Source organism: Streptomyces sp. NPDC043876 (genome assembly GCF_056435825.1).
This window is the reverse complement of sequence record NZ_JBWKDV010000011.1, coordinates 13,928-40,849: the sequence shown is the minus strand read 5'-3', so window position 1 is coordinate 40,849 and position 26,922 is coordinate 13,928. Positions and strand designations below refer to the sequence as shown.

The 26,922-nt window shown below is 74.8% G+C and carries 29 protein-coding genes; 19 read left to right on the top strand and 10 right to left on the bottom strand.

Going from position 1 to position 26,922, the window contains the following annotated elements; genetic code table 11:
* Positions 1-49: 49 nt before the first annotated feature.
* Complete coding sequence (locus AC0693_RS29725; RefSeq protein ID WP_478803365.1) at positions 50-2,320, top strand: HelD family protein; 2,271 nt, start codon at positions 50-52, stop codon at positions 2,318-2,320.
* A 41-nt stretch (positions 2,321-2,361) separates the two neighbouring features.
* Here the strand turns inward: AC0693_RS29725 and AC0693_RS29720 are convergent, their stop codons facing one another.
* Positions 2,362-3,033, bottom strand: coding sequence for a DUF6445 family protein (locus AC0693_RS29720; RefSeq protein ID WP_478803364.1), 672 nt, complete (start codon positions 3,031-3,033; stop codon positions 2,362-2,364).
* Positions 3,034-3,113: 80 nt separating this feature from the next.
* Entirely contained in the window at positions 3,114-3,737 is a 624-nt protein-coding gene (locus tag AC0693_RS29715) for a hypothetical protein (protein WP_478803363.1), read from the bottom strand.
* Between the two features lie 296 nt (positions 3,738-4,033).
* Between AC0693_RS29715 and AC0693_RS29710 the strand changes: the two genes are divergently transcribed.
* Together AC0693_RS29710 and AC0693_RS29705 are read left to right on the top strand one after the other, a co-directional pair.
* The gene (locus tag AC0693_RS29710; protein ID WP_478740589.1) at positions 4,034-4,711 is read left to right on the top strand and encodes a DUF4142 domain-containing protein; all 678 of its coding nucleotides are present in this window, start codon (positions 4,034-4,036) and stop codon (positions 4,709-4,711) included.
* 14 nt (positions 4,712-4,725) lie between these two features.
* Positions 4,726-6,105 carry a DUF1996 domain-containing protein gene (locus AC0693_RS29705; RefSeq protein ID WP_356413395.1) on the top strand — a complete coding sequence of 460 codons (1,380 nt, stop codon included), beginning with the start codon at positions 4,726-4,728 and terminating at the stop codon, positions 6,103-6,105.
* Positions 6,106-6,247: 142 nt separating this feature from the next.
* Here the strand turns inward: AC0693_RS29705 and AC0693_RS29700 are convergent, their stop codons facing one another.
* Entirely contained in the window at positions 6,248-7,426 is a 1,179-nt protein-coding gene (locus AC0693_RS29700) for a PucR family transcriptional regulator (RefSeq protein WP_478803362.1), read from the bottom strand.
* A 341-nt stretch (positions 7,427-7,767) separates the two neighbouring features.
* On the opposite strand from AC0693_RS29700, the gene AC0693_RS29695 reads away from it, so the two are divergent.
* From AC0693_RS29695 to AC0693_RS29680, 4 genes are all read left to right on the top strand, one after another.
* Entirely contained in the window at positions 7,768-8,925 is a 1,158-nt protein-coding gene (locus AC0693_RS29695; protein WP_478803361.1) for a hypothetical protein, read from the top strand.
* Complete coding sequence (locus AC0693_RS29690; protein ID WP_478803360.1) at positions 8,922-10,370, top strand: NADH-ubiquinone oxidoreductase-F iron-sulfur binding region domain-containing protein; 1,449 nt, start codon at positions 8,922-8,924, stop codon at positions 10,368-10,370. Before AC0693_RS29695 ends, AC0693_RS29690 begins: the two co-directional genes overlap by 4 nt.
* A gap of 139 nt (positions 10,371-10,509) precedes the next feature.
* Positions 10,510-11,559, top strand: coding sequence for an SCO0930 family lipoprotein (locus AC0693_RS29685; protein WP_478803359.1), 1,050 nt, complete (start codon positions 10,510-10,512; stop codon positions 11,557-11,559).
* Positions 11,560-11,562: 3 nt separating this feature from the next.
* Complete coding sequence (locus AC0693_RS29680; protein ID WP_478803358.1) at positions 11,563-12,276, top strand: hypothetical protein; 714 nt, start codon at positions 11,563-11,565, stop codon at positions 12,274-12,276.
* Between the two features lie 42 nt (positions 12,277-12,318).
* Here AC0693_RS29680 and AC0693_RS29675 read toward each other — a convergent pair whose 3' ends face one another.
* Entirely contained in the window at positions 12,319-13,320 is a 1,002-nt protein-coding gene (locus tag AC0693_RS29675) for a glutathione S-transferase family protein (protein ID WP_469315592.1), read from the bottom strand.
* Positions 13,321-13,606: 286 nt separating this feature from the next.
* Between AC0693_RS29675 and AC0693_RS29670 the strand changes: the two genes are divergently transcribed.
* Genes AC0693_RS29670 through AC0693_RS29650 form a run of 5 tightly spaced genes read left to right on the top strand, consistent with a single transcriptional unit; the run spans position 13,607 to position 18,732 of the window.
* Positions 13,607-14,617 carry an NAD-dependent epimerase/dehydratase family protein gene (locus AC0693_RS29670; protein WP_478803500.1) on the top strand — a complete coding sequence of 337 codons (1,011 nt, stop codon included), beginning with the start codon at positions 13,607-13,609 and terminating at the stop codon, positions 14,615-14,617.
* Positions 14,614-16,998, top strand: coding sequence for a phosphoketolase family protein (locus AC0693_RS29665; protein WP_478803357.1), 2,385 nt, complete (start codon positions 14,614-14,616; stop codon positions 16,996-16,998). The genes AC0693_RS29670 and AC0693_RS29665 overlap by 4 nt, the downstream gene beginning before the upstream one ends.
* 59 nt (positions 16,999-17,057) lie before the next feature.
* Positions 17,058-17,738: a nucleotidyltransferase family protein gene (locus AC0693_RS29660; RefSeq protein WP_469315594.1), complete on the top strand. Its 681-nt coding sequence runs from the start codon at positions 17,058-17,060 to the stop codon at positions 17,736-17,738.
* Complete coding sequence (locus AC0693_RS29655; RefSeq protein WP_356413408.1) at positions 17,735-17,989, top strand: hypothetical protein; 255 nt, start codon at positions 17,735-17,737, stop codon at positions 17,987-17,989. The genes AC0693_RS29660 and AC0693_RS29655 overlap by 4 nt, the downstream gene beginning before the upstream one ends.
* A complete protein-coding gene (locus AC0693_RS29650) occupies positions 17,986-18,732 on the top strand; it encodes a metallophosphoesterase family protein (protein WP_468466443.1) in 747 nt (248 codons plus the stop codon). Before AC0693_RS29655 ends, AC0693_RS29650 begins: the two co-directional genes overlap by 4 nt.
* Positions 18,733-18,796: 64 nt before the next feature.
* On the opposite strand, the gene AC0693_RS29645 is transcribed toward AC0693_RS29650, so the two are convergent.
* A complete protein-coding gene (locus tag AC0693_RS29645) occupies positions 18,797-19,078 on the bottom strand; it encodes a WhiB family transcriptional regulator (RefSeq protein WP_469315595.1) in 282 nt (93 codons plus the stop codon).
* 286 nt (positions 19,079-19,364) lie between these two features.
* Between AC0693_RS29645 and AC0693_RS29640 the strand changes: the two genes are divergently transcribed.
* Genes AC0693_RS29640 through AC0693_RS29630 form a run of 3 tightly spaced genes read left to right on the top strand, consistent with a single transcriptional unit; the run spans position 19,365 to position 20,448 of the window.
* The gene (locus AC0693_RS29640) at positions 19,365-19,778 is read left to right on the top strand and encodes a phage holin family protein (RefSeq protein WP_356413412.1); all 414 of its coding nucleotides are present in this window, start codon (positions 19,365-19,367) and stop codon (positions 19,776-19,778) included.
* On the top strand, positions 19,775-20,185 hold the full coding sequence (locus tag AC0693_RS29635; protein ID WP_469315596.1) for a DUF3618 domain-containing protein: 411 nt from the start codon (positions 19,775-19,777) through the stop codon (positions 20,183-20,185). Before AC0693_RS29640 ends, AC0693_RS29635 begins: the two co-directional genes overlap by 4 nt.
* Positions 20,182-20,448, top strand: coding sequence for a DUF4235 domain-containing protein (locus AC0693_RS29630; RefSeq protein ID WP_478740521.1), 267 nt, complete (start codon positions 20,182-20,184; stop codon positions 20,446-20,448). The genes AC0693_RS29635 and AC0693_RS29630 overlap by 4 nt, the downstream gene beginning before the upstream one ends.
* Positions 20,449-20,606: 158 nt before the next feature.
* Here AC0693_RS29630 and AC0693_RS29625 read toward each other — a convergent pair whose 3' ends face one another.
* Positions 20,607-21,752 (bottom strand): YihY/virulence factor BrkB family protein, encoded by a 1,146-nt coding sequence (locus AC0693_RS29625; RefSeq protein ID WP_469315597.1) that lies wholly within the window; start codon positions 21,750-21,752, stop codon positions 20,607-20,609.
* Between the two features lie 60 nt (positions 21,753-21,812).
* Complete coding sequence (locus AC0693_RS29620; protein ID WP_356413420.1) at positions 21,813-22,112, bottom strand: WhiB family transcriptional regulator; 300 nt, start codon at positions 22,110-22,112, stop codon at positions 21,813-21,815.
* A gap of 146 nt (positions 22,113-22,258) precedes the next feature.
* Between AC0693_RS29620 and AC0693_RS29615 the strand changes: the two genes are divergently transcribed.
* The 4 genes from AC0693_RS29615 to AC0693_RS29600 all read left to right on the top strand — a co-directional run bounded on the left by AC0693_RS29615 (position 22,259) and on the right by AC0693_RS29600 (position 24,761).
* The gene (locus AC0693_RS29615) at positions 22,259-22,495 is read left to right on the top strand and encodes a DUF6479 family protein (RefSeq protein WP_469315598.1); all 237 of its coding nucleotides are present in this window, start codon (positions 22,259-22,261) and stop codon (positions 22,493-22,495) included.
* Positions 22,496-22,661: 166 nt separating this feature from the next.
* Positions 22,662-23,354 (top strand): HemK2/MTQ2 family protein methyltransferase, encoded by a 693-nt coding sequence (locus AC0693_RS29610; protein ID WP_478803356.1) that lies wholly within the window; start codon positions 22,662-22,664, stop codon positions 23,352-23,354.
* Entirely contained in the window at positions 23,338-23,670 is a 333-nt protein-coding gene (locus AC0693_RS29605) for a CDGSH iron-sulfur domain-containing protein (protein ID WP_478803355.1), read from the top strand. The genes AC0693_RS29610 and AC0693_RS29605 overlap by 17 nt, the downstream gene beginning before the upstream one ends.
* On the top strand, positions 23,670-24,761 hold the full coding sequence (locus AC0693_RS29600; RefSeq protein WP_478803499.1) for an iron-containing redox enzyme family protein: 1,092 nt from the start codon (positions 23,670-23,672) through the stop codon (positions 24,759-24,761). The genes AC0693_RS29605 and AC0693_RS29600 overlap by 1 nt, the downstream gene beginning before the upstream one ends.
* A gap of 182 nt (positions 24,762-24,943) precedes the next feature.
* Here AC0693_RS29600 and AC0693_RS29595 read toward each other — a convergent pair whose 3' ends face one another.
* From AC0693_RS29595 to AC0693_RS29585, 3 genes are all read right to left on the bottom strand, one after another.
* Complete coding sequence (locus AC0693_RS29595; protein ID WP_356413428.1) at positions 24,944-25,132, bottom strand: DUF6381 family protein; 189 nt, start codon at positions 25,130-25,132, stop codon at positions 24,944-24,946.
* Positions 25,133-25,223: 91 nt separating this feature from the next.
* A complete protein-coding gene (locus tag AC0693_RS29590; RefSeq protein ID WP_469334949.1) occupies positions 25,224-26,057 on the bottom strand; it encodes a YhjD/YihY/BrkB family envelope integrity protein in 834 nt (277 codons plus the stop codon).
* Between the two features lie 130 nt (positions 26,058-26,187).
* On the bottom strand, positions 26,188-26,919 hold the full coding sequence (locus AC0693_RS29585; RefSeq protein ID WP_478803354.1) for a DUF4839 domain-containing protein: 732 nt from the start codon (positions 26,917-26,919) through the stop codon (positions 26,188-26,190).
* Positions 26,920-26,922: the final 3 nt, after the last annotated feature.

Here is a 26,922-nt window from a genome sequence, read left to right as displayed (position 1 = left end):
GAATCTGCGAAGAAGCTTATGGGAACACTGTATCGCGTCGGGAGTGGAATTGTCAACCGCGGAATTCGAGAACGAACAGCAATTCATCACCGAGCTGTACGACCGGCTCGACGCCCTGCGCGATCAGGCCGAACGCGCCGTACGCGGCGCCCTGCGCGACATCGGGACCGGCTTCCAGGCCCGCCTGGAGCGCGATGTGCTGGTCGCGGAACAATCGGGCCTGCTGTCCGCCCTGAACGCGGGGGAGAACGGCCTCTGTTTCGGTCGGCTCGAATTCTCCGACGGGCGCGACCACCACATCGGCCGCATCGGAATCCGCGAGGACGACGCCGACCGCACGCCCCTCGTGCTGGATTGGCGCGCGGACGCGGCGCGTCCCTTCTACCTCGCCACAGGCCACCACCCGATGGGCCTGCGGCGCCGGCGCCACCTCACCACCCGGGGCCGCCGGGTCACCGCCCTGCACGACGAGATCCTGGACCTCACCGACGCCGAGCGCACCGGCCACGAGGGCTCCGACGCGGACGCCGTCCTGCTCGCCGCGCTCGACGCCGCCCGCACCGGCCGCATGCACGACATCGTGCGGACCATCCAGGCCGCCCAGGACCGCATCATCCGCTCGCCGCACCGCGGGGTGCTCGTCGTCGAGGGCGGCCCGGGCACCGGCAAGACCGCCGTCGCCCTGCACCGGGCGGCGTACCTGCTGTACGCGCACCGCGAGCTGCTGGCCAAGCGCGGCGTCCTGATCGTCGGCCCCGGTCCCGCGTTCCTCGGCTACATCGGGCAGGTCCTGCCCGCCCTCGGCGAGACCGGCGTGCTGCTCGCCACCGTCGGTGAACTCTTCCCCGGCGTGCACGCCACCGCCGCCGACCGGCCCGGCGCCGCGGCCGTCAAGGGCCGCGCCGCGATGGCCGACGTACTGGCCCGGGTCGTCGCCGACCGCCAGACACTGCCGGAGCAGGTGCCGGCGGGGCTCGGCGAGGACTACGACACCGTCCCCGAGGCCGCCCTGGAGATCGACCACGACGACTACGGCACCCTGCTGCTCCACCGCACGATGGCGCACGAGGCCCGCGACCGGGCCCGCGCCACCGGCCTGCCGCACAACCTGGCGCGCCCCTACTTCGCCTTCCGGATCATCGACGCGCTCACCGAGCAGCTCGCCGACCGCCTCGGCGCGGACCCGTACGGCGGCCCCAACCTCCTCGGCCCCGACGACATCGCCCAGCTCGGCAAGGAGATCGCCACCAGCAGCGCGGTGCACGCAGCCATCGACACCCTCTGGCCCGCCCTCACCCCGCAGGAGCTGGTCGCCGATTTCCTCGCCGACCCCACGCACCTGACCCCGGACGACGCCGCGTTGGTCCGGCGCACCGGCGGCGGGTGGACCCCGGCGGACGTGCCGCTGCTGGACGAGGCCGCCGAGCTGCTCGGGACGGACGACAGCGCGCTGCGCGCCGCCGAGGAGCGCGAGCGCGAGCGGCGCGTCGCCTACGCGCAGGGCGTGCTGGACCTCTCGCAGGGGTCCGAGTCCTACGAGTTCGAGGACGAGGAGAGCGAGTTCCTCGCCGCGCACGACCTCATCGACGCCGAGCGGATGGCGGAGCGCCACGAGGAGGACGACCACCGCAGCACGGCCGAGCGGGCGGCCGCCGACCGGACCTGGGCCTTCGGGCACGTCATCGTCGACGAGGCGCAGGAACTGTCCGAAATGGCCTGGCGGTTGCTGATGCGGCGCTGCCCGACCCGGTCGATGACCCTGGTCGGCGACCCCGCGCAGACGGGCGACGAGGCCGGCTGCGGATCCTGGGAGCGGATCCTCGCCCCGTACGTCGGCGAGCGCTGGGAACTGGCCCGGCTCGGCGTCAACTACCGCACCCCCGCGGAGGTCATGGAGCTGGCGGCGGCCGTACTGCGGGCCCACCACCCGAGGTTCGAGCCGCCCAGCTCGGTGCGGTCCACCGGGGTGGCGCCCTGGATCCGGGAGACGGGCGACCTGCCGCGCGCCGTCGCGGAGGCGGTCGTGGAGCACCGCGGGGCGGAGGGCAGGCTCGCGGTGATCGCGCCGCGGCCGCTGCACGCGGCCCTGGCCGAGGCGCTCTCCGGAGCCGGGGTGGAGGTGCGGGCGGGGGAGGAGCCGGACCTGACCCGGCCTGCCGTCCTGATCGACCCGCGCCAGGCCAAGGGGCTGGAGTTCGACACGGTGATCGTGGTCGAGCCCGCCGACCAGGCGCCGAGCGACCTGTACGTGGCGCTGACGCGCGCCACGCAGACGCTCGGCGTGCTGCACACGGGACGGCTCCCGGCGGGGCTGCGCTGAACGGGGCTCCGCGGAGAGGGACCGGGGAAGGCCCGAGCGGGTCAGGCCTTCCAGAAGAAGACGGCGGTCATCCGCTTGTCCTCCAGGGTGCTGCCGCAGTAGTCGGTGGCGCTGTGGATCATGTTCGCGGCGTAGAGGAGCAGCCGGTTGGCGCGGTGGGGGACCTCGACGTCCGGCACGAAGGAGTCCGGCGCCACGAACCGCGTGCCCAGCGCGTCGACCAGGGTGTTGTGCGGGGCGGTCACCTGGTTGCCGCCGAGGACCCCGCCGGGCAGGCTCTGGCGGTAGAAACTGGTCCCGCACCCCTTCGGGACGAGGGGGTTGAGGTACAGCACGGCGGCGTAGCGGCACAGGCTGCGCGAGTCGGTGTGGGGGCGCGGTTCGCACTCGCCCTTGCCGACGACCTGTACGCAGTTGTGGTTGAACGTGCCGCCGCCGGCGGGCCGTTCGGCCCAGAGTTCGCGGGCGCCCGTCGCCGTGCGGACCAGCCGCTCCACCCGCTCCAGCTCGCCGGGGTCCAGCCCGGGCATGGCCCGCAGGCCGGGCCAGCTCTCGGGTTTGTGCGGGTACCCCTCGGTCCAGTCGTCCCGGGCCAGCGCGCGCTCGCGGACCGCGGCCGGGTCGGGCAGTACGTCGTCCAGGACCCAGTAGTCGCGGCCGCGGGTGGGCTTGCGGTAGGGGAGGACGGGCAGGGGAGCGGGTCGTGGGGGCATGGGAGGGAACGTAACGGCCGACTCCGCCAGGGTGGTCGAAAGGAGCGGTCAACCTTGCGTCAAGTGTTCCCCATCGGCGGCTATTTCCGCAGGGTGTCCAGGACGCCCCGGGCGAAGGCGTCGACCGTGCGGTCCATGGCGCCGAGGGTCTCGGGCGTGGGCAGCGCGGGGGCGTCCGCGGTGACCGTCACACCCAGCAGCAGGTTGCTGTCCCGCAGGCGCAGTTCGCGTACCTGGTGCAGGTCGTCGGGCTTGGTGTAGGCGAACCGGTACGCCTCCCGGCCGACGCCCGCGACGTCGGCCCGACCGCGCGCGGGCTCGGTGGCGCCGCTGTCCTTCCTGCCCGAGGCGAAGACGTCCTTGGCGAAGCCGACGCTCTCGGTGAAGGCGAAGTCCACCTCGACCTTGACGCCCTTGTAGCCGCCGCCCTTCGGCACCAGCGGCTGGGTGCACGTGAAGCCGGGGGCGCCGCCGCCGGAGCGCTTGGCCCGGTCGGCGACCTCCTCGCGGGCGCCGAAGGGGTCGGCGAGTTTGCCGTAGGGCAGGGCGTTGCAGATCTCGTCCGTGGCCACCCAGGGGTACCCGCCCCTGCCCTCCTGGGAGACCTCCCGGGTCCCGCCGTCGCCGCCGCAGCCGGCCGCGGCGAGGGCCAGCGCGAGAGCGGCGGCGGCAAGAGCGGGGCGGGCGGGTCCGTGCCGGCGCATCACGCATCTCCTGTCGCAGGGTCGGTACACCCTAACCACGCGGGCCCGCACGATAGTTGAGAACCGCCGGATTCGCGGGTCCGATCCGGGGCGGCCGGGCGGAACCGTACCATCCGCCCGCCGCGCCGCCCGGAACTTTATCCGTTCGTGAGGGGCCTTCCGTACGGGCCGCCCCACTCGCCTAGCGTCCCTTGGCACCCGGGGGCACCGCGCCGACAGGCAGACACGGCGCGGCTTTCCCGGACCACGCACAAGGAGGCACGGTGCTGTCATTCCGCCGCTCGTCCGTCGGCAGCATGTCCGGCGCTTCGCGCCAGGTGATCGGTACGGTCGTGGTCATCGGCGCCCTGGCCTGCACCCTGGTCGCGCTGCTGATCCCGGTGCAGAAGTTCGCGGGCACCACCACCGGGGCGGCGGCCGCGGCCGCGAAAACCCCCTCGCCCGACGACGACGGGGCCGGGACCCTGAGCACGGCCTTCGGCCCGCTGAGCCCCCAGGACCGGGACTTCGTCCGCAAGGTGCGGCTCGCCGGACTGTGGGAGCTGCCCGCGGGGCGCCAGGCCCAGCAGCGCGGCGCCCGGCCGGCGGTGCGCACCGCCGGGGAGCACCTCGTCGAGGGTCACACCGAACTCGACCGGCGCGTGCGGGAGGTGGGCGAGGCCCTCGGCGTCGACCTGCCCGACCGGCCCAGCGCACAGCAGCAGGGCTGGCTCGACCAGCTCGACCGGGCCCAAGGGGCCGAGTACGAGCGGCTGTTCGTCCAGCTGCTGCGCCGGGCGCACGGCAAGGTGTTCGCGCTCGTCGCCCAAGTGCGGGCGCAGACCCGCAACTCCATGGTCCGGGGGCTGGCCACGGACGCCAACACCACCGTGCTGGACCACATCGAGGTCCTCGAAGCGAGCGGGCTGGTCGATTTCGACGGGCTCGCCGACGCCACGCCCGCCCCCTCCACCGTCCCCCGACCGACGAAGTGAAGTGAAGTGATCGCATGAGCAAGAACGGCCACAAACGCCGTCTCCGGCCGAGGTACAAGGCCCTCGCCCTGGTCAGTGCCCTCGCCCTGGGAGGCGGGGGAGTCGTGATCGTCACCCAGCAGGCCTCGGCGGGCCAGGACGCCGCCCGCAGCGCCCCGGTGACGGCCACCATCGACTGTCCCGACGTCGGTGACACCCTCCGCGACGTCCCCGAACAGGCCCGCTCCGCGGTCGACGGCGACCTCGCGCAGCTGGACGGGCAGGTCGCCGACGCCTACGCGGAGCTCGCCACGGGCCGGGCCCGCGGCGACGCCCTGCTCGCCGGCCTGAAGCAGCAGCGCGGCACGACGATCGGCCGGATCTCCGACACGCTCGGCAAGGCGTCCGCCCGCCCCGCAGGTCTGGAGGCGCTGGGGACGTGCACGATGAAGCAGGCCGCGGCCGCCGATCCGGCGGACGAGCCCGCCGCCGGCGGCGACGCCCAGGCCCTGGCCCGCAAGAGCGGCGCGGGCGGCGGCCCGGCGCGCAGCGACTTCGTCGCCATCAACACCGTACGGCCGAACGTGCGCCCCCCGGCGGCCTCCTCGCGCGCCTCCACCGGATCCCTCACGGTGAACTGCGGCCGCAACGAGAACCGCCACCTCAACCCCGACAACGTGATCGTCGCCCCCGGCGTCGGCAACGGCGCCCACCACATGCACGACTACGTGGGCAACAAGACGACGGACGCCTTCTCCACCAACAAGAGCCTGGCCGCCGCCGGGACCACCTGCACCAACGGCGACCAGTCCACCTACTACTGGCCGGTGCTGCGGCTGCGCGACGGCCGGGCCGAACAGGACGCCAAGGCGCCCGGCGGGGGCCAGGACGCCAACGTGGGCACGATCCTCAAGCCGAAGCAGGTGACGACCGAGTTCAAGGGCAGCGCGGCCGCCAAGGTGACGGCCATGCCGCGGTTCCTGCGGATCATCACGGGTGACGCCAAGGCCTTCACCAACGGACCCGCCAACGCCAACGCGTCCTGGAGCTGCACCGGTTTCGAGAACCGCCAGCTCAAGGACAAGTACCCGATCTGCCCCAAGGGCAGTGACGTCGTACGCACCTTCAGCTTCCAGAGCTGCTGGGACGGCCGCAACACCGACAGCGCCAACCACCGCACGCACGTGGCCTTCGCGGGGAAGGACGGCGCCTGCCCCGCCGGGTTCAAGGCGATCCCGCAGCTGGTGCAGCGGATCGTCTACGGCGTGGCCCCCGGCGCCCGGTTCGCGGTGGACAGCTTCCCGGAGCAGCTCCACAAGCCGGTGACCGACCACGGCGACTTCATCAACGTGATGTCGGACGGGCTGATGGCGAATGCGGTCCGCTGCATCAACGGCGGGCGCGCCTGCCGCTGACCCCCGTGACCCCCGGCGCGGCGCTCCCCCTCCCACCTCCCCGGCGCCGCCCCGGGCGTGGCTCCGGCCCCTCCTCCGCCGTACGGGCGGGGAAGGGGCCGGGGCCTGTGGTGTGTGGGGGGCGGCGCGTTCCGCCGCCGGCTCAGAGGCCGTTGACGCGGGCCATCACGTCCAGGGGGCGGAAGTCGGGGGCGCCGCCGCGGGTCCGGCGGCCCGCCCGCGAGTGCTGGCGCCGCACCTGGGCCATGAGGCGGCGGCTGCGCAGGGCCATCTCCAGCTCGAAGCGGGTGCGCGGGTCCCGCAGTCCGGGGCCGAAGAGCTTCTCCAGCTGCCGCATGCGGTAGCGGACGGTCTGCGGGTGCACGCTCAGCGCCTTGGCCGCCTCGGGTGCGCCGCCGCCTTCGAGCCAGGCGAGGAGGGTCACTTCGAGCCGCTCGCTCTGGCGGGGGGTGAGGTCGTTGAGGGGCCGCAGCCAGCGCGCGGCGAGCGCGTGCGCCAGGGGCTCGTCCTGGAGCAGCAGCAGGGTCGAGAGGTGGTCGTCGACGAAGACGGCCCGCGCGTCCAGCCCGGTGCGGGTGGGGGTGAGGGCGAGCAGGCGCAGCGCCCAGCGCAGCGAGGAGGCGGTGTCGCGCAGCGCGACCGGGTGGCCGACGGCCGCGAACCGGCCGCGCAGCGCGCCCTCCAGGGCGCCGCGGGCGTCCGGGTCGGGGGCCGGGACGATCAGGCAGGGCTGCCCGCCGGCCAGACCCGCGAGGCCGTCCTCCAGGACGGCGGCGAGCTGCTGGGTCTCGCCCGGCGTGGCCGCGGCGACGGCCCGGACGGTGGCCGGAAGGGGCCAGTGCGCCGCCGCGGCCAGTTCGCCGAGTTCGGCATCGGTCATGGTCATGTCACCCGTGAGCGCGGCGAAGAGTTCCCGCCGCGCGCGGTCGGCGGCGCTGCCCTGGGCGGGAACGGCGGTCAGGGCGGGCCGCGGTGCGCGCACCGGGGACTCGTCGTCGCGCTGCTTGGGGATCCGGGGGTGGTCCGGGAGCCGCCGGTGCTCCGGTGCGAGGGCGGGATCGCACTCCGGCTCGGCGCCGGGCGCGCGGCCGGCGCCCTCGTGGTAACCGAGGACCGTGAGCAGGGCCGCCTCCACCCGCCGTCTGACCGCTTCGTCGCCGAGGTCCTCGACGAGTGCGGAGAACTCCGGGAGCACGTCGCGCAGTTCCTCCACCATGCCCGCGGCCAGCGCGGGCAGTTCCTTTCGCAGGACCCGGGTCCATTCGCCGCGGGGGCGGGACCAGATGCGGTTGAGAAGTTCGCACATTGTTACCTCGTTCATGCCGGGGTACGGCCTGTCCCGTGGGAGGGTGGCACGCCCCGTCGGGGCCCGCCTCCCCCTGTGTAGCGGTGAACCGCGCGTCGGGCCGGTCACATCCGCACCACTGGAAGGGAATCTTCCGGGGATACTCGATGCGATGACGCTGCGGGCACCAGAACTTGTCACGTTTCGATAAATCCTGTGGAGGCGTTGCGCAGCTCCACGATGCTTCTGCACTCCGGCCCCCGCTCCCCGGTCGGCGAGGCACCCATCCGCCGCCCGCTGCCGAGCAGTTCCGACGATCACCCCGGGCGCCGAGCGCGTGACGTGGAGTGCTCGGTCCTGGCGTATGGGAGAACCCGATGCCCCTGTCCCAGATCCGCGCGCCCCGCTCGCACCGGGCCCACCGCACCAGACGCCACGCCGGCGCCGCGGCGGCCGCCGCGGTCGGCCGCCGCGCCCTGCGACGGCCGCCCCTGCTCTCCGCGGGCGGCGGCCCGCACCCCGGCGCCCTGGCCGCCGCGGCCCTCGCCGCCCTGGTCTCCCTGGGCGTGGCCGCCCGGGCGGGCGCCCTGTCCCACCTGTGGGACTTCCTCGACTACGGGGCGGGCGTGCTCTCGCTCGTCTCGCTCACCTCCGCCGTCCTGTGGGGCCTGGCCGCGACGGACCGCACGCTGTTCGCCTCGGGCCACCGGATCGCCGCCCAGGGCGCGCACCGCGGCCTCGCCGTCGCGGGCCTCGGCTTCCTCGCCCTGCACGTCTGGGTCAAGGTGGCCGGGTCGCGGACCACGGCGACCGCGGTCGCCGTCCCCTTCACCGACCCCGACCAGGCCCTCCTCATCGGGCTGGGCACGCTGGCCGGTTACCTCTTCGTGGCCGTCGCGGTCTCCGGCGCGGTCCGCAGCGCCTTCGCCACCAAGGGCCGCTCCCTGTGGTGGCGCGCCCTGCACATGGGTGCCTACCCGGCCTGGGGCGCGTCCCTGGTGCACGGGCTCAAGTCGGGCCGCGCCGCCAGTGGTTGGGTGACCGTCTCGTACGCCCTCTGCCTGGTCGGGGTGGCCGGCGTGCTCGCCCTGCGGCTGCGCGGCAGGCTGCGCGCCCGCCCCGCCCAGCCGGTCCGGCCCGCCGCCCCGGCGCCGTCCGCCGCCCGGGTGCCCGGCCCGCGCTCGGCCGCGCCGCCGCGGTCGTTCCTCCACCAGCCCGCGGAACCGGCCGCGGCCCGGCCGGTCACCCGCCCGGGGCGCCAGGCGGACCGGCGCGGCGGCGCACCGGCCGAGGCACCGCTCGTACCGGCCGAGGCGCCGTTCGCACCGGCCGCGGCGGCCGATCTGCTGCTCACCCCGCGGGCGGCGGCCGCGCCGGTGGTGGCCGGCCGGTCGGTGCCGGTGGGGCCGCCCGCCCCCCTGCCGGTCATGCCCTGGCCCGAACCGCAGCCCTACGGCCCCCCGTGGGGCGTCGGCGGGGTCGTGGCCGGTGACCGGCCCGCCGGACCGCTCGACGGAATCCGGGGCCGGCAGTGACGGACGCGCCCCACCCGGCCCTCGGCTGCGTGGGGCAGCCCCGGCTGCTGGCCGGGCTCGACGCCGCCGACCGGCTCGACCGGCGCGGCCACCTCGCCGTGCACGGCAGCATGCCCCGCTACCGGCCCGACGAACTCCTCGCCCTGGCCGAGAACACCGACCTGCGCGGGCGCGGCGGAGCGGGCTTCCCCTTCGCCCGCAAGCTCCGCGCCGTCACCCGCTCCGCCCGCGGCCGCGAGGGCCGCTCCGCCGTCGTCGTCAACGGCACCGAGGGCGAACCGAGTTGCCTCAAGGACGCCGCGCTGTGGCTGCACGTCCCGCACCTCGTCCTCGACGGCGCCCTGCTGGCCGCCGCGGCCCTGGGCACCGAGGACGTGGTCGTCGGCGTGACCCGCGAGGACGTCGAGCGCTCGGCGCGCGCCGCCGTCGCCGAACGCGGCCCCGCCGGCCGGCGCGTCCGCGTCACCCGGCTCCCCGAACGGTTCGTCACGGGGGAGAGCACCGCCCTCATCGCCGGACTCGACGGCGGCAAGGCGCTGCCGTCCGGCCAGAAGGTGCGCACCAGCGAACGCGGGCTGGGCGGAGCGCCGACCCTGCTCTCCAACACCGAGACGTACGCCCAACTCGCGGTCGCCGCCCGGCTGGGCGCCCTGGACTACCGGGCGGTCGGACTGCCCGCGGAACCGGGAACCACCCTGCTGACGGTCGCCGGATCCACCGTGGTGGAGGTGCCCATGGGCACCTCGCTGGCGTACGTCCTCGGACTGTGCGGCGCGGCGCCCGGCCAGGGCGTGCTGGTCGGCGGCTACCACGGGCGCTGGCTCACCCCGGGCGCGGCGCTGGCCGCCGTGCTCTCCCGCGAGTCCCTCGCCGCCTTCGACGCGGTGCTCGGGGCGGGAGCCGTACTGCCGCTGCCCGAGGACACCTGCCCCGCCGGGGAAGTGGCCCGGGTGGTGCGCTGGATGGCGGCGGAGTCCGCCGGGCAGTGCGGTCCGTGCGTGCGCGGACTGCCCTCGCTGGCCGGGGCCGTCACCGACCTCGTGAACGGGGGCGGCCGGGCAGCCCTCGAAGCGGTGGAGGCACGGATGCGCGGGGTGCGCGGCCGCGGCGCGTGCAGCCACCCCGACGGCACCTCGTCCTTCGTGGCCTCCGCGCTCGCCGTCTTCCCCGACGAGTTCCGCGACCACGCGGTCGGCAGCGGCTGCGGACGCCGCGTCCTGGGCGCCCTGCCGCTGCCCGCCGACGCGAACCCCGAACGGCTCGTCGTGGACTGGACCCTGTGCAAGGGCCACGGCCTGTGCGTGGACCTGCTGCCCGACGTCGTGCGGCTCGACGGCGACGGCTATCCGGCTCAGGGGGTCATGGAGGTCCCCGCGCCGCTGCGCCCGAAGGCCCTGCGGGCGGTCCGGCGTTGTCCGGCGCTCGCTCTGCGTATTCAGGAGTAGGCCGGAGCAGTTCACCGTTTGGCGCGATCTGACAAATTCCGGGAGATCCGAAGGGAAAGGGGTCCGCGGGCCCTATGAATGGAACACGGCGTGAAAAGCGCCGGTCGTCATCCGAATCCTGGAAATCTTGGGAGCAGTCGTGAACAACAAGCGTCGTGGGTTAATGCTCGGATCGGTGGCCGCCGTGGTGCTGCTGGCGGCCGGATGCGGAAGTGACACCGAGAATTTCCGCACCGCGAATGCGGCGCAGCCGGCCGGGAGCAAATCCCCGGGCGGCGGCAGCGGTAACGGTGACGGATACGGCGCCGGGTACGGCTCGGGTTCCGGCTCCGGCTCCGGTTCCGGCTACGGAGCGGACGCCGCGGCGGACCCCGCGGCCGGCTCCGGCTCCGCGGCCGGCGCCGCGGCGAAGGGCGCGCCGGCCGGGCAGCTGGCCGTACGCGCCGTCCCGGCGGTGGGCAACGTGGTCACCGACAGCGCCGGGGCCACCCTATACCGGTTCGACAAGGACACCGCCCAGCCGCCCAAGTCGGCCTGCGACGGCAGCTGCGCCACGACCTGGCCCGCGGTTCCGGCGGATGACGCCACGGCCTCGGCGGGCATCGACACGAACCTCCTGGGCGCGGTCGTCCGCCCCGACGGCACCCGCCAGCTGACCCTGGCGGGCTGGCCCGTGTACCGGTACGCGCAGGACAGCCGGCCGGGCGAGGCGAAGGGCGAAGGGGTCGGCGGAACCTGGCACGCGCTGGCGGCCGACGGAAAGAAGGCCGTCGACCAGAAGCCGGCGGCGGCGAAACCGGCGGAAGGCATGTCCGTGGGACAGATGGGCGCGGAACTCTCCGTCATGAACGACGCGAAACTCGGAAACATTCTCATGGACGGCCAGGGCCGCACCCTTTACCGGTTCAACAACGACAGTGCCTGGCCGATGAAATTCGGCTGCCTCGGGGCGTGCCTCGACACCTGGAAGCCCGCCGCGGCCGTGGACAAGAAGAAGGTGAACGGAATTGCCGCCGCATTGGTGGGATCGGTGAAGCGCCCCGACGGCACGATGCAGCTGACGATCGACTGCTGGCCCGTCTACACCTTCACCGGTGACACCGCGCCCGGCCAGACCAACGGCCACAACAAGCAGGGGCTCTGGTTCGCGGTGACCGACGCGGGCAAGAAGGCCCCGGCGGCGGGCTGAACCGTGCCGCGACCGCCGACATCACCGCCCCGGCCGGAGCTGCCAGGGCTGCCGGAGCTGGCGCACCCGCCGGAGCCACCGCGGCCGCCGCACCCGCCGCGCCCGCAGCCACCGCCACGGCCGCGCCCCCTGCGGCCGCCGCCCGCGCCCGCGCCCGCACCCGGCCCCGCGGCCCGCCGCCTCCTGCCGGCGACGGCCGGGCTCTGCCTCTCCCTCGCCCTGCTGTGCGCCGCCTGCGGTGCACCCGCCGGGCAGCCGTCGGCGCGGCGCGCCCCCGCCGCCCCCGCCGTCGCTTCCCCCGCCCCCTTCCCGCCCGGTTCGCCCACGCTCCAGGACCTCGCCGCCGCCCTCGGCTGCACGGCCGAGGTCACGGTGGAGGCGGACGAGCTGCGCGAGGGCGCCTGCGGCTCGGGCCCGGGGGCCTACCGCATCGCCACCTTCGCCGCCGACGCGGGCCGGGCGGCCTGGCTCGCCGAGTCGCGGGCGTACGGCGGCGCCTACCTGGTCGGCGCCCGCTGGGTCGTCACCGCCGCCTCACCCGAAGCGCTGGCCCCCGCCCGCGCCCGCCTCGGCGGAACCATCGAGTCCGGGACCGCCCACACGGGCCCCCACACCGGCCCCCCGGAGGCTCCCGCCGCGCCGCCCCCCGCCCCGGCGCCCTCCGGATCCGCGGCCTCCCCGCCCCCGGCGCACCCCTCGCACGCCGGGCACGCGTAAGGACGTACCCGCTCCCGCCGGGCCCGGCCCGCCGGAGGAGGCCTACGCACCCGGCACGCCCGGGACGGCCTCCTCCGGCGCCACCGGTCCCGGCGGGGTGCCGTCCCCGAAGGGGCGGCCGCCGAGGCGGTCCCGGTCGTGCGGTGCGAGCCAGCCCGACAGGTCGGGACCGGCGGGGACGATGCCGGCCGGGTTGATGTCCTCGTGCACCAGGTAGTAGTGGCGCTTGATGTGGTCGAAGTCGACGGTGTCGCCGAAGCCGGGCGTCTGGAAGAGGTCGCGCGCGTACGCCCACAGGACCGGCATCTCGGACAGCTTCCGCCGGTTGCACTTGAAGTGGCCGTGGTAGACGGCGTCGAAGCGCACCAGGGTCGTGAACAGCCGGACGTCCGCCTCGGTGAGCGTGTCGCCGACCAGGTAGCGGGAGCGCGTAAGGCGTTCGGTGAGCTGGTCGAGGCGGGCGAACAGGCGCGCGTACGCCGCTTCGTACGCCTCTTGCGACCCGGCGAAACCGGCCCGGTAGACGCCGTTGTTCACGTCCCCGTAGACCGCCTCGTTCACGGCGTCGATCTCCGGCCGCAGCTCCGCCGGATAGAGCGCGGGCGCCCCTTCGCGGTGGTGCTCCGTCCACTCCAGGGAGAGGTCGATCGTCAGCTGCGGGAAGTCGTTGGTGACCACCTTGCCGGTGGGCACGTCCACGATCGCCGGCACCGTGATGCCGCGGTCGTAGTCGGGGTCGCGGGCGAGGTAGGCCTCCTGGAGCCGCTCGATGCCGAGCACGGGGTCCCGGCCGCCGGGGTCCAGGTCGAAGCGCCAGCTGCGCTCGTCGTGGGTCGGGCCCGCCACGGCCATCGGCAGGGCCCGCTCCAGTCCGAGCAGGCGCCGGACGATGACCGCCCGCCCGGCCCACGGACAGGCCCGGCTGACCACCAGCCGGTAGCGGCCCGGCTCGACGGGGAAGCCGTCGCGCCCGTCGCGGGTGATCCGGGTGGTCAGGTAGCGGTCGTCCCGCGCGAACGCACCGCCGGGGTTCACGTAGCTCACGGGCCTCCTCCGTCCGTTCACGGCTCGGCGACAGGGGACGCCGGGCCCCTGCCCGGGAACGGCCCGTTCACACGCATCCGGCCGCCGCCGCCCCCGCCGGACCCGGCGGGAATGGGGTCCGCGGGCCCGGGTAGGCGCCCTCCTGCTCGCGGTGAGCGGCAGCACGCTCTGGAGAGGAGCCGACGCGATGACGCGACGTACCCCGGCGGCAGCGGACCCCGGCGCGACCGTCGAACAGGAGCCCGCACGACCGCGCGGTCCCGAAGAACCAGGCGGAACGCGCATCGTGGTCGTCGGCGCCACCGGGAACGTCGGGACCAGCGTCGTGGCCGCCCTCGCGGCCGACGGCGCGGTGGGAGCCGTGACGGGCCTGGCCCGCAGGGTGCCCGACTGGCGGCCCGCGAAGACGCGCTGGCACGCGGTGGACATCGAGCCGGGCGGCCCCGACCTCGAACCGCTCTTCGCCGGAGCGGACGCGGTGATCCACCTCGCCTGGAAGTTCCAGCCCACCCACCACCCCGCCGAGACCTGGCGCACCAACGTCCTGGGAAGCATCCGCGTCTTCGACGCGGTCGCGCGGGCGGGCGTCCCCGTCCTCGTGCACGCCTCGTCCGTGGGCGCCTACTCGCCCGGCCCCAAAGACCGGGCCGTGGACGAGTCCTGGCCCACGCACGGCTGGCCGCAGGCCGCCTACACGCGCGAGAAGGCCTACCTCGAACGCGTCCTGGACGCCTACGAGCAGCGGCACCCGGACATCCGCGTGGTCCGGATGCGCCCCGGCTTCCTCTTCAAACGGCAGTCCGCCTCCGAGCAGCGCCGGATCTTCGCGGGACGGCTGCTCCCCGGCCGCCTGGTCCGCCCCCGGCTGCTGCCCGCCGTCCCCGACCTGCAGGGCCTGCGCTTCCAGGCCCTGCACACGGACGACGCGGCCGCCGCCTACCGCGCGGCCGTCACCCTGCCCGTCCGGGGGGCGTTCAACCTGGCGGCCGACCCGCCCGTGGACGCCGACGTGCTGGCCCGCCTCTTCGACGCGCGGAAGCTGTCGATGCCCGCGGGCCCCGTCAGGGCGGCCCTCGCCGCCGCCTGGCGGCTGCACCTCGTACCGGCCTCACCGGACCTGTTCGACTCGGTCCTGCGGCTGCCGCTGATGGACGCCGCCCGGGCGCGCGAGGAGCTGTCCTGGGAACCCGCGCACACCTCGGTGGAGGCCATCGAGGAGTTCCTCGCGGGCCTGCGGGCCGGGGCGGGCATGGACACCGCCCCGCTGGCCGCCGACCGGGCCGGGGCCGCGTCGTGACCGGGCCCGCCCGCGAGCCCGCCCACCCCTCCCGCCGGCCGGATCCGGCCGCCTACCGCAGGGCCGCCGACTACGTGGCCGCGGCCCTCGTCTTCCTCCGGGACAACGTCCTGCTGCGAGAGCCGCTGCGCCCGGAGCACCTCAAGCCCCGGCTGCTCGGCCACTGGGGCACCTGCCCCGGCATCACCCGGGTCTACGCCGCCCTGAACACCCTGGTCAGGGAGCGCGGCGCGGACGTCCTCCTGGTCACCGGGTCCGGCCACGGCGCGCCCGCCCTGCACGCCAACCTGTGGCTGGAGGGCACCCACGAGGACTACGACCCGGCCCTGGCCAGGACCGCCGGGGGACTGCGGGAACTTGCGCGCCGCTACTGCGCCCCCGACGGCTTTCCCAGCCACCTCTCCCCGGCGGTGCCGGGCACCCTGCACGAGGGCGGCGAACTCGGCTACGCCCTGGCGACGGCCTTCGGCGCGGCCCTGGACGCGCCGGACCGGATCGTCGCCTGCATCGTCGGCGACGGCGAGGCGGAGACGGGGCCCACCGCCGCCGCCTGGCACTCGACGAAGTACCTGGACCCGGTGACCGGGGGAGCGGTCCTGCCGGTCCTGCACCTGAACGGCTTCAAGATCTCCTCGCCGACCGTCTTCGCGACGATGTCCGACGACGAACTGACCGCGCTCTTCCGGGGTTACGGCTGGGACCCGCGGATCGTGGACGTCACCGGCGACCCGCCCGGGGACCCGCTCGCGCAGGCCGTGCTCGACGCCCACACGGCGATCCGCGCCCTCCAGCTCCGCGCCCGCTCGGGGGACAAGCCGGTCCGCCCCGCGTGGCCGGTGATCGTACTGCGCAGCCTCAAGGGGCAGGGCGCCCCGGCCGAGGTCGGGGGCCTGGCCGTCGAGGGCACCTTCCACGCCCACCAGGTGCCCCTGCCCGATGTCCACGACGACCCGGAGCAGCTGCGGGCGCTCGAAGCGTGGCTGCGCGGCTACCGCCCGCAGGACCTCTTCGACGCGGCGGGACGGCCCGTACCCGAGGTGCTCGCCGCCGTACCGGACGGGGCCGCCCGCATCGGCGCGCAGCCCGCCGCCAACGGTGGAGTCCTGCGCCGCCCGCTCGCCCTGCCGCCGATCGGCCCGCACGCCGTCGACGCCGCCAAGGGGCCGGGCACGGCCACCGCGAGCCCCACCCGGGTGCTCGGCGGCTGGCTCGCCGAGCTGATGCTCGCCACCGCCGGGGACCGCGACTTCCGCATCGTCTCGCCGGACGAGCTGGCCTCGAACAAGCTGGACGCCGTCCTCGCCTCCAGCGGGCGGGCGTACGTCTGGCCGGTGGAGGAGTACTCCGAGGACCTGAGCCGCGACGGCCGGGTGATGGAGATGCTGTCCGAGCACACCTGCCAGGGCTGGCTCCAGGGCTACCTGCTCACCGGACGGCACGGGCTCTTCCCGACCTACGAGGCCTTCGCCGCCGTCGTCGACAGCATGGCCAACCAGCACGCGAAGTGGCTGAAGGCGGCCCGCGAAGTGCCCTGGCGCGCGCCGGTGAGCAGCCTCACGTACCTCCTCAGCAGCGAGGGCTGGCGCCAGGAGCACAACGGGTACAGCCACCAGGGCCCCGGCTTCCTCAGCAACCTGCTGAACCGGAACAGCGCCGTCACCGGCGTCTATCTGCCGCCCGACGCCAACACCCTCCTGGTCACCATGGAGCGGCTCCTGGACGAGACCGACAAGGTCAACGCCGTCGTCGCGGGCAAACACGAAGCCGCGCAGTGGCTCGACCTCGACGCCGCCCGCGCCCACTGCCGCGCGGGCGCGGCCGCCTGGCCCTGGGCCGGTACGGACGGGGGCCGCCCACCCGAGGCCGTCCTCGCCTGCGCCGGAGGGATCCCGACCGTCGAATCGCTCGCCGCCGCCGACCTGCTGCGGCGCGACGCGCCCGAAGCCCGGATCCGGTTCGTCAACGTCGTGGACCTCTGCGCACTGGCCCCGCCGGACCGGCACCCGCACGGCATGGCCGACGACCGGTTCCGCGCCCTGTTCGGCGAGGAGACCCCCGTCGTCCTCGACTTCCACGGCTACCCCTCGGCGGTGCACCAGCTGCTCCACGGACGCCCGCGCCCCGACCGGTTCCACGTCCGCGGCTACGTCGAGGAGGGCACCACCACGACCCCCTACGACCTGCTGGTGCGCAACGGAACCTCCCGCCACGACCTCGCCGCCGCCGTCCTGCGGCACCTGCCGGCCGACGACCCGGCCCGCCGCGACCGGTACCGGGACCTCGCCGCCGGGTACCTGCGCGAGCGCGACGCGCTGTGCGCGGAACTGCGCCGCACCGGGGTGGACCCGGCCGCGGTCACCGAGTGGACGTGGTCCGGATGAGGCCGCGGATCCGCGGCGCCGGGAGTGTTTCGCTCGTGCGTGGGGGGTACCCGCTTCCCATGACGACCGTGGAGACGCCGCACGCACCCCCGGGTCAGGCCCCGCCGCCCGGACTGAGCCCGCCCGCTCCCGCCGCGGGCCCGCTGCCCAAGGACCACACCCAGGCCATTCTGGAGACCACCAAACTGGTGGCCGCGCTTCTGAAGCGGTCCGGGCCGCCCTTCGCGCTCGCCGGGAGCGTGGCCGCCTTCGCGCACGGCCTGCCCGCCCGCTTCCAGCACGACACCGACTTCTGCGTCCGGCCCGAGGACGCGGAGGCGGCCGTCAAGGCCCTGGAAGCAGGCGGCATCGAGATGCGCCGCGCCCCGGAGGACTGGCTGGTCAAGGGGCGCTCGGGCGGCGAGGAGATCGACCTGATCTTCGAACTGGCCCGCCGCCCGGTGAGCACCGAACTGCTGGAGCGGGCCCACCTCAAGGCGGTGGACTCGGTGTGGATGCCCGTCCTCGCCCCCACCGACCTCATGGACAGCCGCCTCGCCGCGCTCTGCGAGCACTACTGCGACTTCGGCGACCTCCTGCCCATGGCCCGCATGCTGCGGGAGCAGATCGACTGGCACCGGCTGGACCGGGCGTACCGGGCGGAGCCGCTGCCGGACGCCTTCCTGCACCTCCTGGAGCGGCTCCGGGTCATCGGCGACCGGGAGCCCGCACCGGACACCGCCACCGAGGAGAGGTCATGACCGGCCGCGAGCAGACGGAGTACCGCATCGGGCGCCTGTACGACCGGCTGGCCCGCGAAGACCTCGCGGAACTGGGCGTGCGCGTCGAGGTCCACGGGGCCGGCGCCATGGTCCGGGGCAGCGTCACCAGCCCCGAGTGCCGGGCCGAGGTGCTGCGCATCGCCGCGGAGGAACTCGCCGGAGTGGAGTGGCGCGAGGACGTCACCGTCTGCCGGCCGGTACCGCCCGACCACTCCGAGGAGCTGTGGTGATCCGGGTCGCCGCGGTCGGGGACATCCACCTCGGCCCCGGCAGCAACGGCACCCTGCGGCCCGCCTTCGACACCCTGGGCGAGCGGGCGGACCTCCTGCTGCTGGCCGGGGACCTGACGCGGCACGGCACCGTCGAGGAGGCGCGGGTGGTCGCCGCCGAGGTCACGGGGCTGGACGTGCCGGTGGTGGCGGTGCTCGGCAACCACGACTACCAGAGCGACCAGGAGAAGGCCGTGACGGCGGAGCTGACCGCCGCGGGCGTGCACGTCCTGGAGGGCACCGGGGTCACCCTGGACATCGACGGGACCAGGGTCGGCGTCGCCGGGACCAAGGGCTTCTGCGGCGGCTTCGCCGGACGCAGCGGCAGCGAGTTCGGCGAACCGGAGATGAAGGCCTTCATCCGCTACACCCGCGACTGCGCGGAAGGCCTGGAGCGAGCCCTGTGCGCGCTGGAGGAGGACGGCAGCGAACTGCGCATCGCCCTCACCCACTTCGCACCCGTACCGGACACCCTCGCCGGCGAACCGCTGGAGATCTACCCCTTCCTCGGGAGCTACCTCCTCGCCGAGGCGATGGACGGGGCGGGGGCCGACCTCGCCGTCCACGGGCACGCGCACGCGGGCACCGAGCACGGGATGACGGCGGGCGGGATCCGGGTGCGGAACGTGGCGATGCCCGTCATCGGCAACGCCTTCGCCGTCTACCACCTGCGCAGCCCCCGGGAGGCGGCCGCCGGCCCCTGACCGGGCGGCGGTGCGCCGGGGCCGTACGCGGTTCCGTCACGCCGGGTCCGTCCGGGGCCCGGCGTTACGGCGGGCCCTCCGCGTGCGCGGTGAGCAGGCGGCGGCGTTCCCGCGGGTCCAGTCCGCCCCACACCCCGGCCGGTTCGCCCGTGCGCAAGGCGTGCCGCAGGCACTGCGGCTGCACCGGACACAGCGCGCACACCTCCTTCGCGGCGGCGACGGCGGAGGGGGAAGCGGTCGGCGCGTCGAGGCGCGCGCGGAAGAACGGGCGCGCGCCGAGGCGACGGCACTCGGCCCGCTCCCGCCACGGCCCCTGGCCTCCACCGGCTTCCGGCGGACGAGACACGTGCCCCACCCCGGGCTCCCTTCGCCACGTCGCGTACGTCCCCGTACTCGCCCTCGTCTGGCCCGTCGCGCCCTCTTGAAACGCCCACCCCCGCCCGGTGAATGAGTCGCGGAGCCGGGGGCAGGCGCGCGGGAGGCGGCGGACGCGCTCCGCCGCGAGCACGCGAACGGAAAAAAGGCAGGACGGCGGGTCGTCCCGGGGCTGCACACGCCCTGGGTCCGGACCCCCCTTCGGTCACCTGCGGTCCCCCGGTAGGACGACGCAGACGGAGAGAAGGGTGCGCATCGTGAGTACGGCTGAACGACAGTCCCGCCCCGCGGACGACTCGGTGGGCGTGCTGGTCTCGCGGGCATCGGAACAGATTTCCACCCTCGTGCGCGAGGAGATGAGGCTCGCCCGCACGGAACTGGGACAGAAGGGCAGACAGTTCGGGAAGGGCGGCGGCCTGCTCGGAGGCGCCGGCCTGCTCGGTGTCCTCTCGGCGCAGGCGGTGACGGCGGCCGCGATCGCGGCCCTGGCCCTGGTGCTGCCGGTGTGGGCTTCGGCCCTGATCCTCGCCGCGCTGCTCGCGGCACTCGCCGCCGTACTGGCGGGCGTGGGCAAGAAGCGGATCACGCGGGCCGGCCCGCCCGTACCCGAGCGGACCATCGACAGCGTCAAGGCCGACGTGGCCGAGATCAAGGAGAGGACACACCGATGACCGAGCAGTCGCAGAGCGACGAGGCCACCGCCGCGGAGCTGCGCCACCAGATCGAGCACACCCGCGAGGAACTGGGCCGCACCGTCGAGGCGCTCGCCCACAAGGCCGATGTGAAGGCGCAGGCCAAGGAGAAGACGGCGCAGGTCAAGGAGAAGACGGCCGAGGCCAAGGGGAAGGCGGTGGCCGTGAAGGACCAGGCCGTGGAGAAGGCCGCGGTGGTCGCCGGCCAGCTCCGGGAGAGCGCGGAGCACGCGGCGCGGCGGGCGAAGGAGAAGACCCCCGACCCGGTCCTCGACACGGCCGGCCAGGCGGTGGCCGCGGCGCGCACCAACCGCACCCCGCTGCTGGCCCTCGGCGGCGCCGTGCTCGTGTTCCTGCTCGTGCGCCGCGCGCGGGGGCGCAAGTGAAGGCGTCCAAGGTCGCGTACAAGCCGGTCGGGTTCGCCCTCGGCGCGCTCAGCGGCATGCTGGCCGGGATGGCCTTCAAGCAGGTCTGGAAGCTGGTCGAGGGGGAGGGGGACGCCCCCGACGCCACCGACGAGGACCGCTCCTGGAAGGAGATCCTCATCGCCGCCAGCCTCCAGGGCGCGATCTTCGCCGTCGTGAAGGCCGCCGTCGACCGGTCCGGGGCCGTGGCCACCCGCCGCCTGACGGGCACCTGGCCGGGCTGAGATCCGCTGTACCGCACGCTGTACCGCACATCGGCGCCGGTCCCCCCGCTGCGGGGGGACCGGCGCCGGTTGCGTGCCGCGGGGCGGCTGTGGCGGGCATGCAGCGGGCCCGGAAATCCCCGGGCCCGCGGTCCTTCACCTGGTTCGTTGCACGGCGCTCACTCCATGCGGCGGCGGTCCTCGTCGGTCCAGGCGCGCGTGTCGCGCGGTTCGACGTACGGTTCCTCCCCCTTGGCCAGCCCGCCGGAGATCGCCCGCTGACGGGCCATCTCCGCGTCGAACTCCAGCCCGAGCAGGATGGCGAGATTGCTGAGCCACAGCCACACCAGGAAGACGATGACACCGGCGACGGCGCCGTAGGTCTTGTTGTAGGAGGCGAAGTTCGCGACGTAGAACGCGAATCCGGCCGAGGCCGCCATCCAGATCAGCAGGGCGAGGAAGCTGCCGGGGGTCACCCACTTGAAGCCGCGGCCCTTGGCGTTCGGCGCGCCCCAGTACAGGAGCGCGATCATCACCGTCACCAGGAGCACGAGCACCGGCCATTTCGCGATCGACCACACCGTCAGCGCGCTCTCGCCGACACCCAGCAGGTCGCCCGCCTGACGGGCCAGGTCCCCGGTGAAGACGACGATGAGCGCGCTCGCGCAGGCCAGCACCATCAGCGTGACCGTGAGCGCCAGGCGGAGCGGGAGGACCTTCCAGACGGGGCGGCCCTCGGGCACGTCGTAGACGGCGTTGGACGCGCGGATGAACGCGGCGGTGTAGCCGGAGGCGGACCAGAGCGCCACGACCAGACCGATGACCGCCACGACCGAGCCGACCCCGCTGCGGCCCTGTACCTGCCCGACCGCGTCGCCGATCATGTCCCCGGCCGCACCGGGAGCCACGCGGCGCAGCGCGTCCAGCACTTCCCGGGTCGCCGACTCGCCGGTCATGCCCAGTACGGACACGAGCACCAGGAGGGCGGGGAAGAGTGCCAGGACCCCGTAATAGGTCAGGGCCGCCGCGCGGTCGGACAGCTCGTCCCGGGAGAACTCCCGCACCGTGCCCCGCAGTACGGCCCACCAGGACCGCCGCGGCAGCTCGGTCGGCCGATCGGGACCGCGCTCCTCGGCCGCCTCGATCCGGTCGCCGATCCGCTCGCGGGAATCACCCGGCTCGGCGGTCCGATGGTCGGAGCCGGTCGGCTCGCCGGGCGGGCCGACCGTCCGGTTGTCCGGAGCCCCCGGTGGCGCAGCCGCGTGCCCGCCCGGCCCCGGGTTCTCCTGCTCACCCTCACGGTGTGGTTTCGCGATGCGTGTCATACCCCGCGGATTTCCAGTTCTGCGGAACTCATGTCACCGCGGGCGCCACCGGGCCCGGGGTCAGGCCGCCGCCGTGTCCGCCTGGTCCGCCGAGCCGACGGCCGAGCGGCGTTCCTTCTCCGAGAGGCCGCCCCAGACGCCGTAGGGCTCCGCCACGCGCAGGGCGTGTTCCAGGCAGCGGGCGCGCACCGGGCAGGCCGCGCACACCGCCTTGGCCGCCTCCTCGCGCTCGGCACGCTCCTGGCCGCGTTCGCCCTCGGGGTGGAAGAACACCTCCGAGCCGACACCGCGGCACGCGGCGTCCATCTGCCATATCCAGTGGTGTTCCGCCCGCCCGGGCAGATGCGACACCTTCGCCATTCCCATCGTTCTCCTACCACCGGCCGTCGTGGCGCGTACTGCTACTGCGCGAGTTCGTACGCTCGTCTGGCCGCTGCGGCCCGTCTGAAACGTGTCGTCCGGGGGTGTGGCCTCGTAAGACGGCGGATCGTGGGTAGGCGCGCGTCATGATTGCTACCGAACATCTCGCGGCCGAAGGCCAAAGCTCCCTCTTCCTCGTCCTCGCCGGTGTGGTCGTGGTCGTCCTGCTGATCGGCGCCTTCTGGTACGGCGCCCGGCGCAACGCCCGGCGCGCGGCCCCGGCCCGGCCGGCCGAGCAGAATCCCGTGGCCCAGCAGCGCGAGGACTCCTGGCAGACCCCGGACGGCGCCCGGGGCGACGGCCGGGAGGGGCCGCGCGCGTGACGTCCGGCGGACGGACGGCCGACGGGCCGCCGGGAATTCCGTCTGATCCTCCGAAGATCATCGGAGGCGGGATGAGGCGCCCCGCCGGGGGCATGCGCTGCGTGTCGTCCAGGAAAGCCGCCCGTGGGCACGCGCACGGGCCGCGTCCCGATCCAGGAGGTACGAGGTGACCCGTACGAGTACGGCTCGGACGAGGGGCGCGCTGCCCCCCGCCCTGATCGCCCCGCCGGGCGTCTACAAGCCCCAGGCGGACACGCGGCTGCTCGCTGAAGCCCTCGCGCAGGAGGACCTCGGGCCCGGCACGGACGTCCTGGAGATCGGTACGGGTACCGGCGCGCTCGCCCTCACCGCCGCCGCGCGCGGCGCCCGGGTCACGGCCGTGGACGTCTCCTGGACGGCCGTGACCACGGCCCGGCTGAACGCCCTGCGTCACCGGCTGCCCCTGCGCGTCGTGCACGGCGACTTCGAGGCCCGCACCGCGGGGCGCCGCTACGACGTCGTGGTGACGAACCCGCCCTACGTCCCCGCTCCGGCGGAGCGGCTGCCCGAGCGCGGCCCGGAGCGGGCCTGGGACGCCGGTCCCGACGGGCGCGGGGTGATCGACCGGATCTGCGCCGGCGCCCCGGCGATGCTGCGGCCCGGCGGCGTCCTGCTCATGGTGCACTCCGCCATGTCAGGGGCCGAGGAGACCCTGGACCGGCTGGCCCGGAGCGGGCTGGACGGGGAGATCGCGGCGCGGGCCTCCGTACCGTGGGGCCCGGTCCTGCGGTCGCGGCGCGCGTGGCTGGAACGGCGCGGCCTGGCGGCCGCGGCCGAGGAATGGGAAGAGCTGGTGGTCATCCGTGCCCGGAACCTCTGACACCACCGCCGGCCCCGACACCGCCGCCTCCGGCACCTCGGGGACACCCGCCCGCCGGGTGTCCGTGGACCGGGAGGGACCGGTCCTGATCGAGGGCCCGGTCGAGATCGTCCTGGACGACGGAAGCGTCGCCCGGTCCGACCGGTTCCAGGTCGCGGTGTGCACGTGCCGACGCAGTCGCACCTACCCCTGGTGCGACACCAGCCACCGCCGCCGCGAACGGCCGGCCGCGCCGCCGGAGGAGCGGAACACCCCGCAGCGCCGGCAGCACCATCAAGAGCGGCCCCCGGAAAGGACCCAGGAGAGGAACCCGTGATGCCACCCCACGGCCGGGCCCCGAGCCCGACCACGAGCCCGCGGACGCCGACGGCGGCCGGTCCGACCGCGACGGCGACCGCCACCGCGCGCCCCGCCGCCGGTCCCCGCCTCCCCGAGGCCCGGGGCGAGCTGTCGCGCGCCGTGACGCGGGCCCTGCGCTCGGGCAGCCCGGTGGCCTACACGCCGGGCGCCGTGCTCCAGGCCGACCCCTGGGGGGAAGACCTCCAGCTCGCGCTGTACCTCTTGTACGAACTGCACTACCGCGGCTTCGACGGGGTGGACGACGAGCTCGAATGGGATCCCGACCTGCTGCGCCTGCGCCGGGACGCCGAAGCCCGCTTCCTGCACGCCCTGCGGACGGACCTGGCCGACGGCCCGCGCTCCGTCGAGGAGGCCTTCGCCCCGCTGCTGGTCGAGCCGGTCGACCTCTCCGGCAGCCTCAGCCACCGCCTCGAAACGGAGGGTGAGCTCTGGCAGTTGCGCGAATACGCCGCCTTGCGCTCCCTCTACCACCTCAAGGAGGCCGACCCGCACGCCTGGGTGATCCCCCGGCTCACCGGCCGGGCCAAGGCCGCGATGGTCGCCATCGAGTACGACGAGTTCGGCGCCGGCCGCGCCGAACGCGTGCACGCGCGGCTCTTCGCGGACCTCATGACCGACCTCGGCCTGCACCCGGCGTACGGCCGCTACCTGGACCTGGCCCCGGCGCCGCTGCTCGCGACCGTCAACCTGATGTCCCTCTTCGGGCTGCACCGGGCCCTGCGCGGCGCCCTCGTCGGCCACTTCGCGTCCGTCGAGGTCACCTCGTCGCCCGGATCCCGGCGGCTCGCGCACGCCATGCGCCGCTGCGGCGCCGGGCCGGCCGCCGAGCACTTCTACGCCGAGCACGTCGAGGCCGACGCCGTCCACGAGCAGGTCGTACGCCACGAGGTCATCGGCGGTCTGCTCGCCGACGAGCCGGAGCTGGAGGCGGACGTGGCCTTCGGCTGCGCGGCGACCGGCCTGCTGGAGGACCGGCTCGCGGACCACCTGCGCGCGGCCTGGGACCAGGGCCGCAGCGCGCTGCGGGGGCCCCTGCCGGAGGCGTGAGGGGCCGCGCGGCCGGAGCTCGGGGGCCGCGCGGCCGGAGCTCGGGGGCCGCGCGACCGGAGCCCGGGGGCCGCGCGGCCGGAGGCTTGGGGCCGCACGGCCCGGGGGCTGAGGGCTCGCACGGTCCGAGGCTTGCGGCTCCGCGCGGTCCGAGGCTGAGGCCCCCGCGAGCGCCCCCAGGCCTACATCGGGTCCATGGTCGCGCTGCCCGGTCCGTTCTCCTGCTCGCTCTTCTCCCGGATGTGCAGGGCCTTGTCCGTGAGCCGCCGGCGCTCCGCCGGGTCCGCCGCGCGCTGCGCCGCCTGCTCCAGCTGCTCGGCCTTGTCCCGCATCTGCCGGGCCTGTTCGCTCGGCTGGTTCTGGTCGCTCATGACCGCTCCTCGGGTCGGGGGAGTCCGTTCCCCCCAAGCCAAACAGGACCGGAGTGGGCCCGCCACCGTGGACGGCCGGAGGGGTCTCTTTTCAGCCACGAAGATCCGCGGGCTTCGCGCGGCGCTGGATCTCGTCGTGGAGCAGCCGTCCGAGGAGGGCGCCGCCGAAGACGACGACACCGACGCCCACCAGCCAGGACTGCACCACGAGGACCGTGCCGAAGGGGCCGTAGGTGACCGCGCCGGAGGCGATGAGCGGCGAGAAGACGAGCCGGGAGAAGACCCGCAGGCCCAGGAGCCCGAGCATGGTGGCCACCGCCCCGGGGAAGAGGGCGGACCAGGAGACCCTCCCGGCGAGCAGCAGCCGCTGTGACCACCAGAAGAAGAGGACGCCGATGACGACCGTGACGAAGCCGCGGGCGGGCGAGTTCCGCCAGGGCGGAGAGAAGGCCGACAGGTAGAGGGCGCCAACCAGCACGGCGAGCCACAGCACGTGCCGCCACCGGGCCCACCAGCGGGCGGGCGGCAGGTCCCACACCCGCTCGTAACCGCTCTGCAGAGTGGTCGCGAAGGACAGGCCGAAGACGGTGAGCACGGCGAGGCCGAAGGCCGTCGTGGTCCGCCAGGCCTGCTCGGGCAGCGCGAAGAGCCGTCCGATCTCCCGCCGTGCGGGCGGCGACACCCCGAGCCCGTCCCCGAGCCACTGCGCGAACCCCTGCCCGCCACCTGCGTCCGCGGCGGAGACCACGACCAGCAGCGGCACCAGCGTCAGGAACCCGAGCGCGGCGAACCCCAGCGAGCGCTGCCACAGCTCCACCGACCGCACCCGCCCCCACCGCCGCCCGGCCCGCACCCGGCGCACCGCACTGCCGACCCGCCCGAGGGGCGACGGACTCCCGGACCCGGACCGCTCGGCCCCGGTCATCTCCGCAGCGCACCTTCGGGCGGGTGGTACGAGACCGCCGCGACGGACATGACCACTCCCACTGCTGCTCCCCCCCACGGTAGCCCCGGCCCCGTCACGCCGGTGCGCGATGACAGGGCCGCCCGTGCGGCTACCGCGTTTCCGTCGACACCGGACCGAGGAAGAAGAGGCACTGCCCCGGGTTGAATGCGCGCACGGTGGCGACGAAGCGGAAATGATCGCCCGTACGGACGGTCGCGGGCGTATTCCGGCCGGTCAGCCTGAGGTCGCGGACGGTGACGTCCTCGTACTTGAAGGCCGGGCCGACCCCCGTCTCCGGTCCTCGGTCGCCGGGCCCCAGGAGAAAGTCGTAGCGGGTGCCGTCATGACCGCGGGGCGCCATGTGCGCGATCGATCCGTCGAAGACGACCGTCTCGCCCTTGTACTTGGCGGCGAAGTCCGCGTTGGCTCCGTCGCAGTTGTCCGGCGTCTTCAAGAGCGCCGCGAACTCCGGGTTGTTCCCAGACGTGATCAGGTGAGCCGCAGCCGGCCCCGACGCGGTCGGAGCCGACGGGGTGGGCGGTTCTGCGCTCGCGGCGGCCGCCGTCGGCCCGTTCGACTCGTTCTTCTTCCCGCCTCCGTCCTCAAACGCCGCGGCTACGCCGATGACGACCGCCAGGATCGCCAGGCCGCCGACCGCGGCACCGATCAAGAGCCGGGGCAGGGGCTTCTTCGGCCGGCGGAAGTCGAGGGTGGAGCGCAGCATGCCCCGCGCCTGCCCCACGAGCTCCCAGCCCTCCTTCTGCATCTTCGAGATCACCAAGCCGTCGGTGCCGCGAACCGTCTGCACCGTCTTGTACTCGTACGTGATCTCATCGGCCATGCG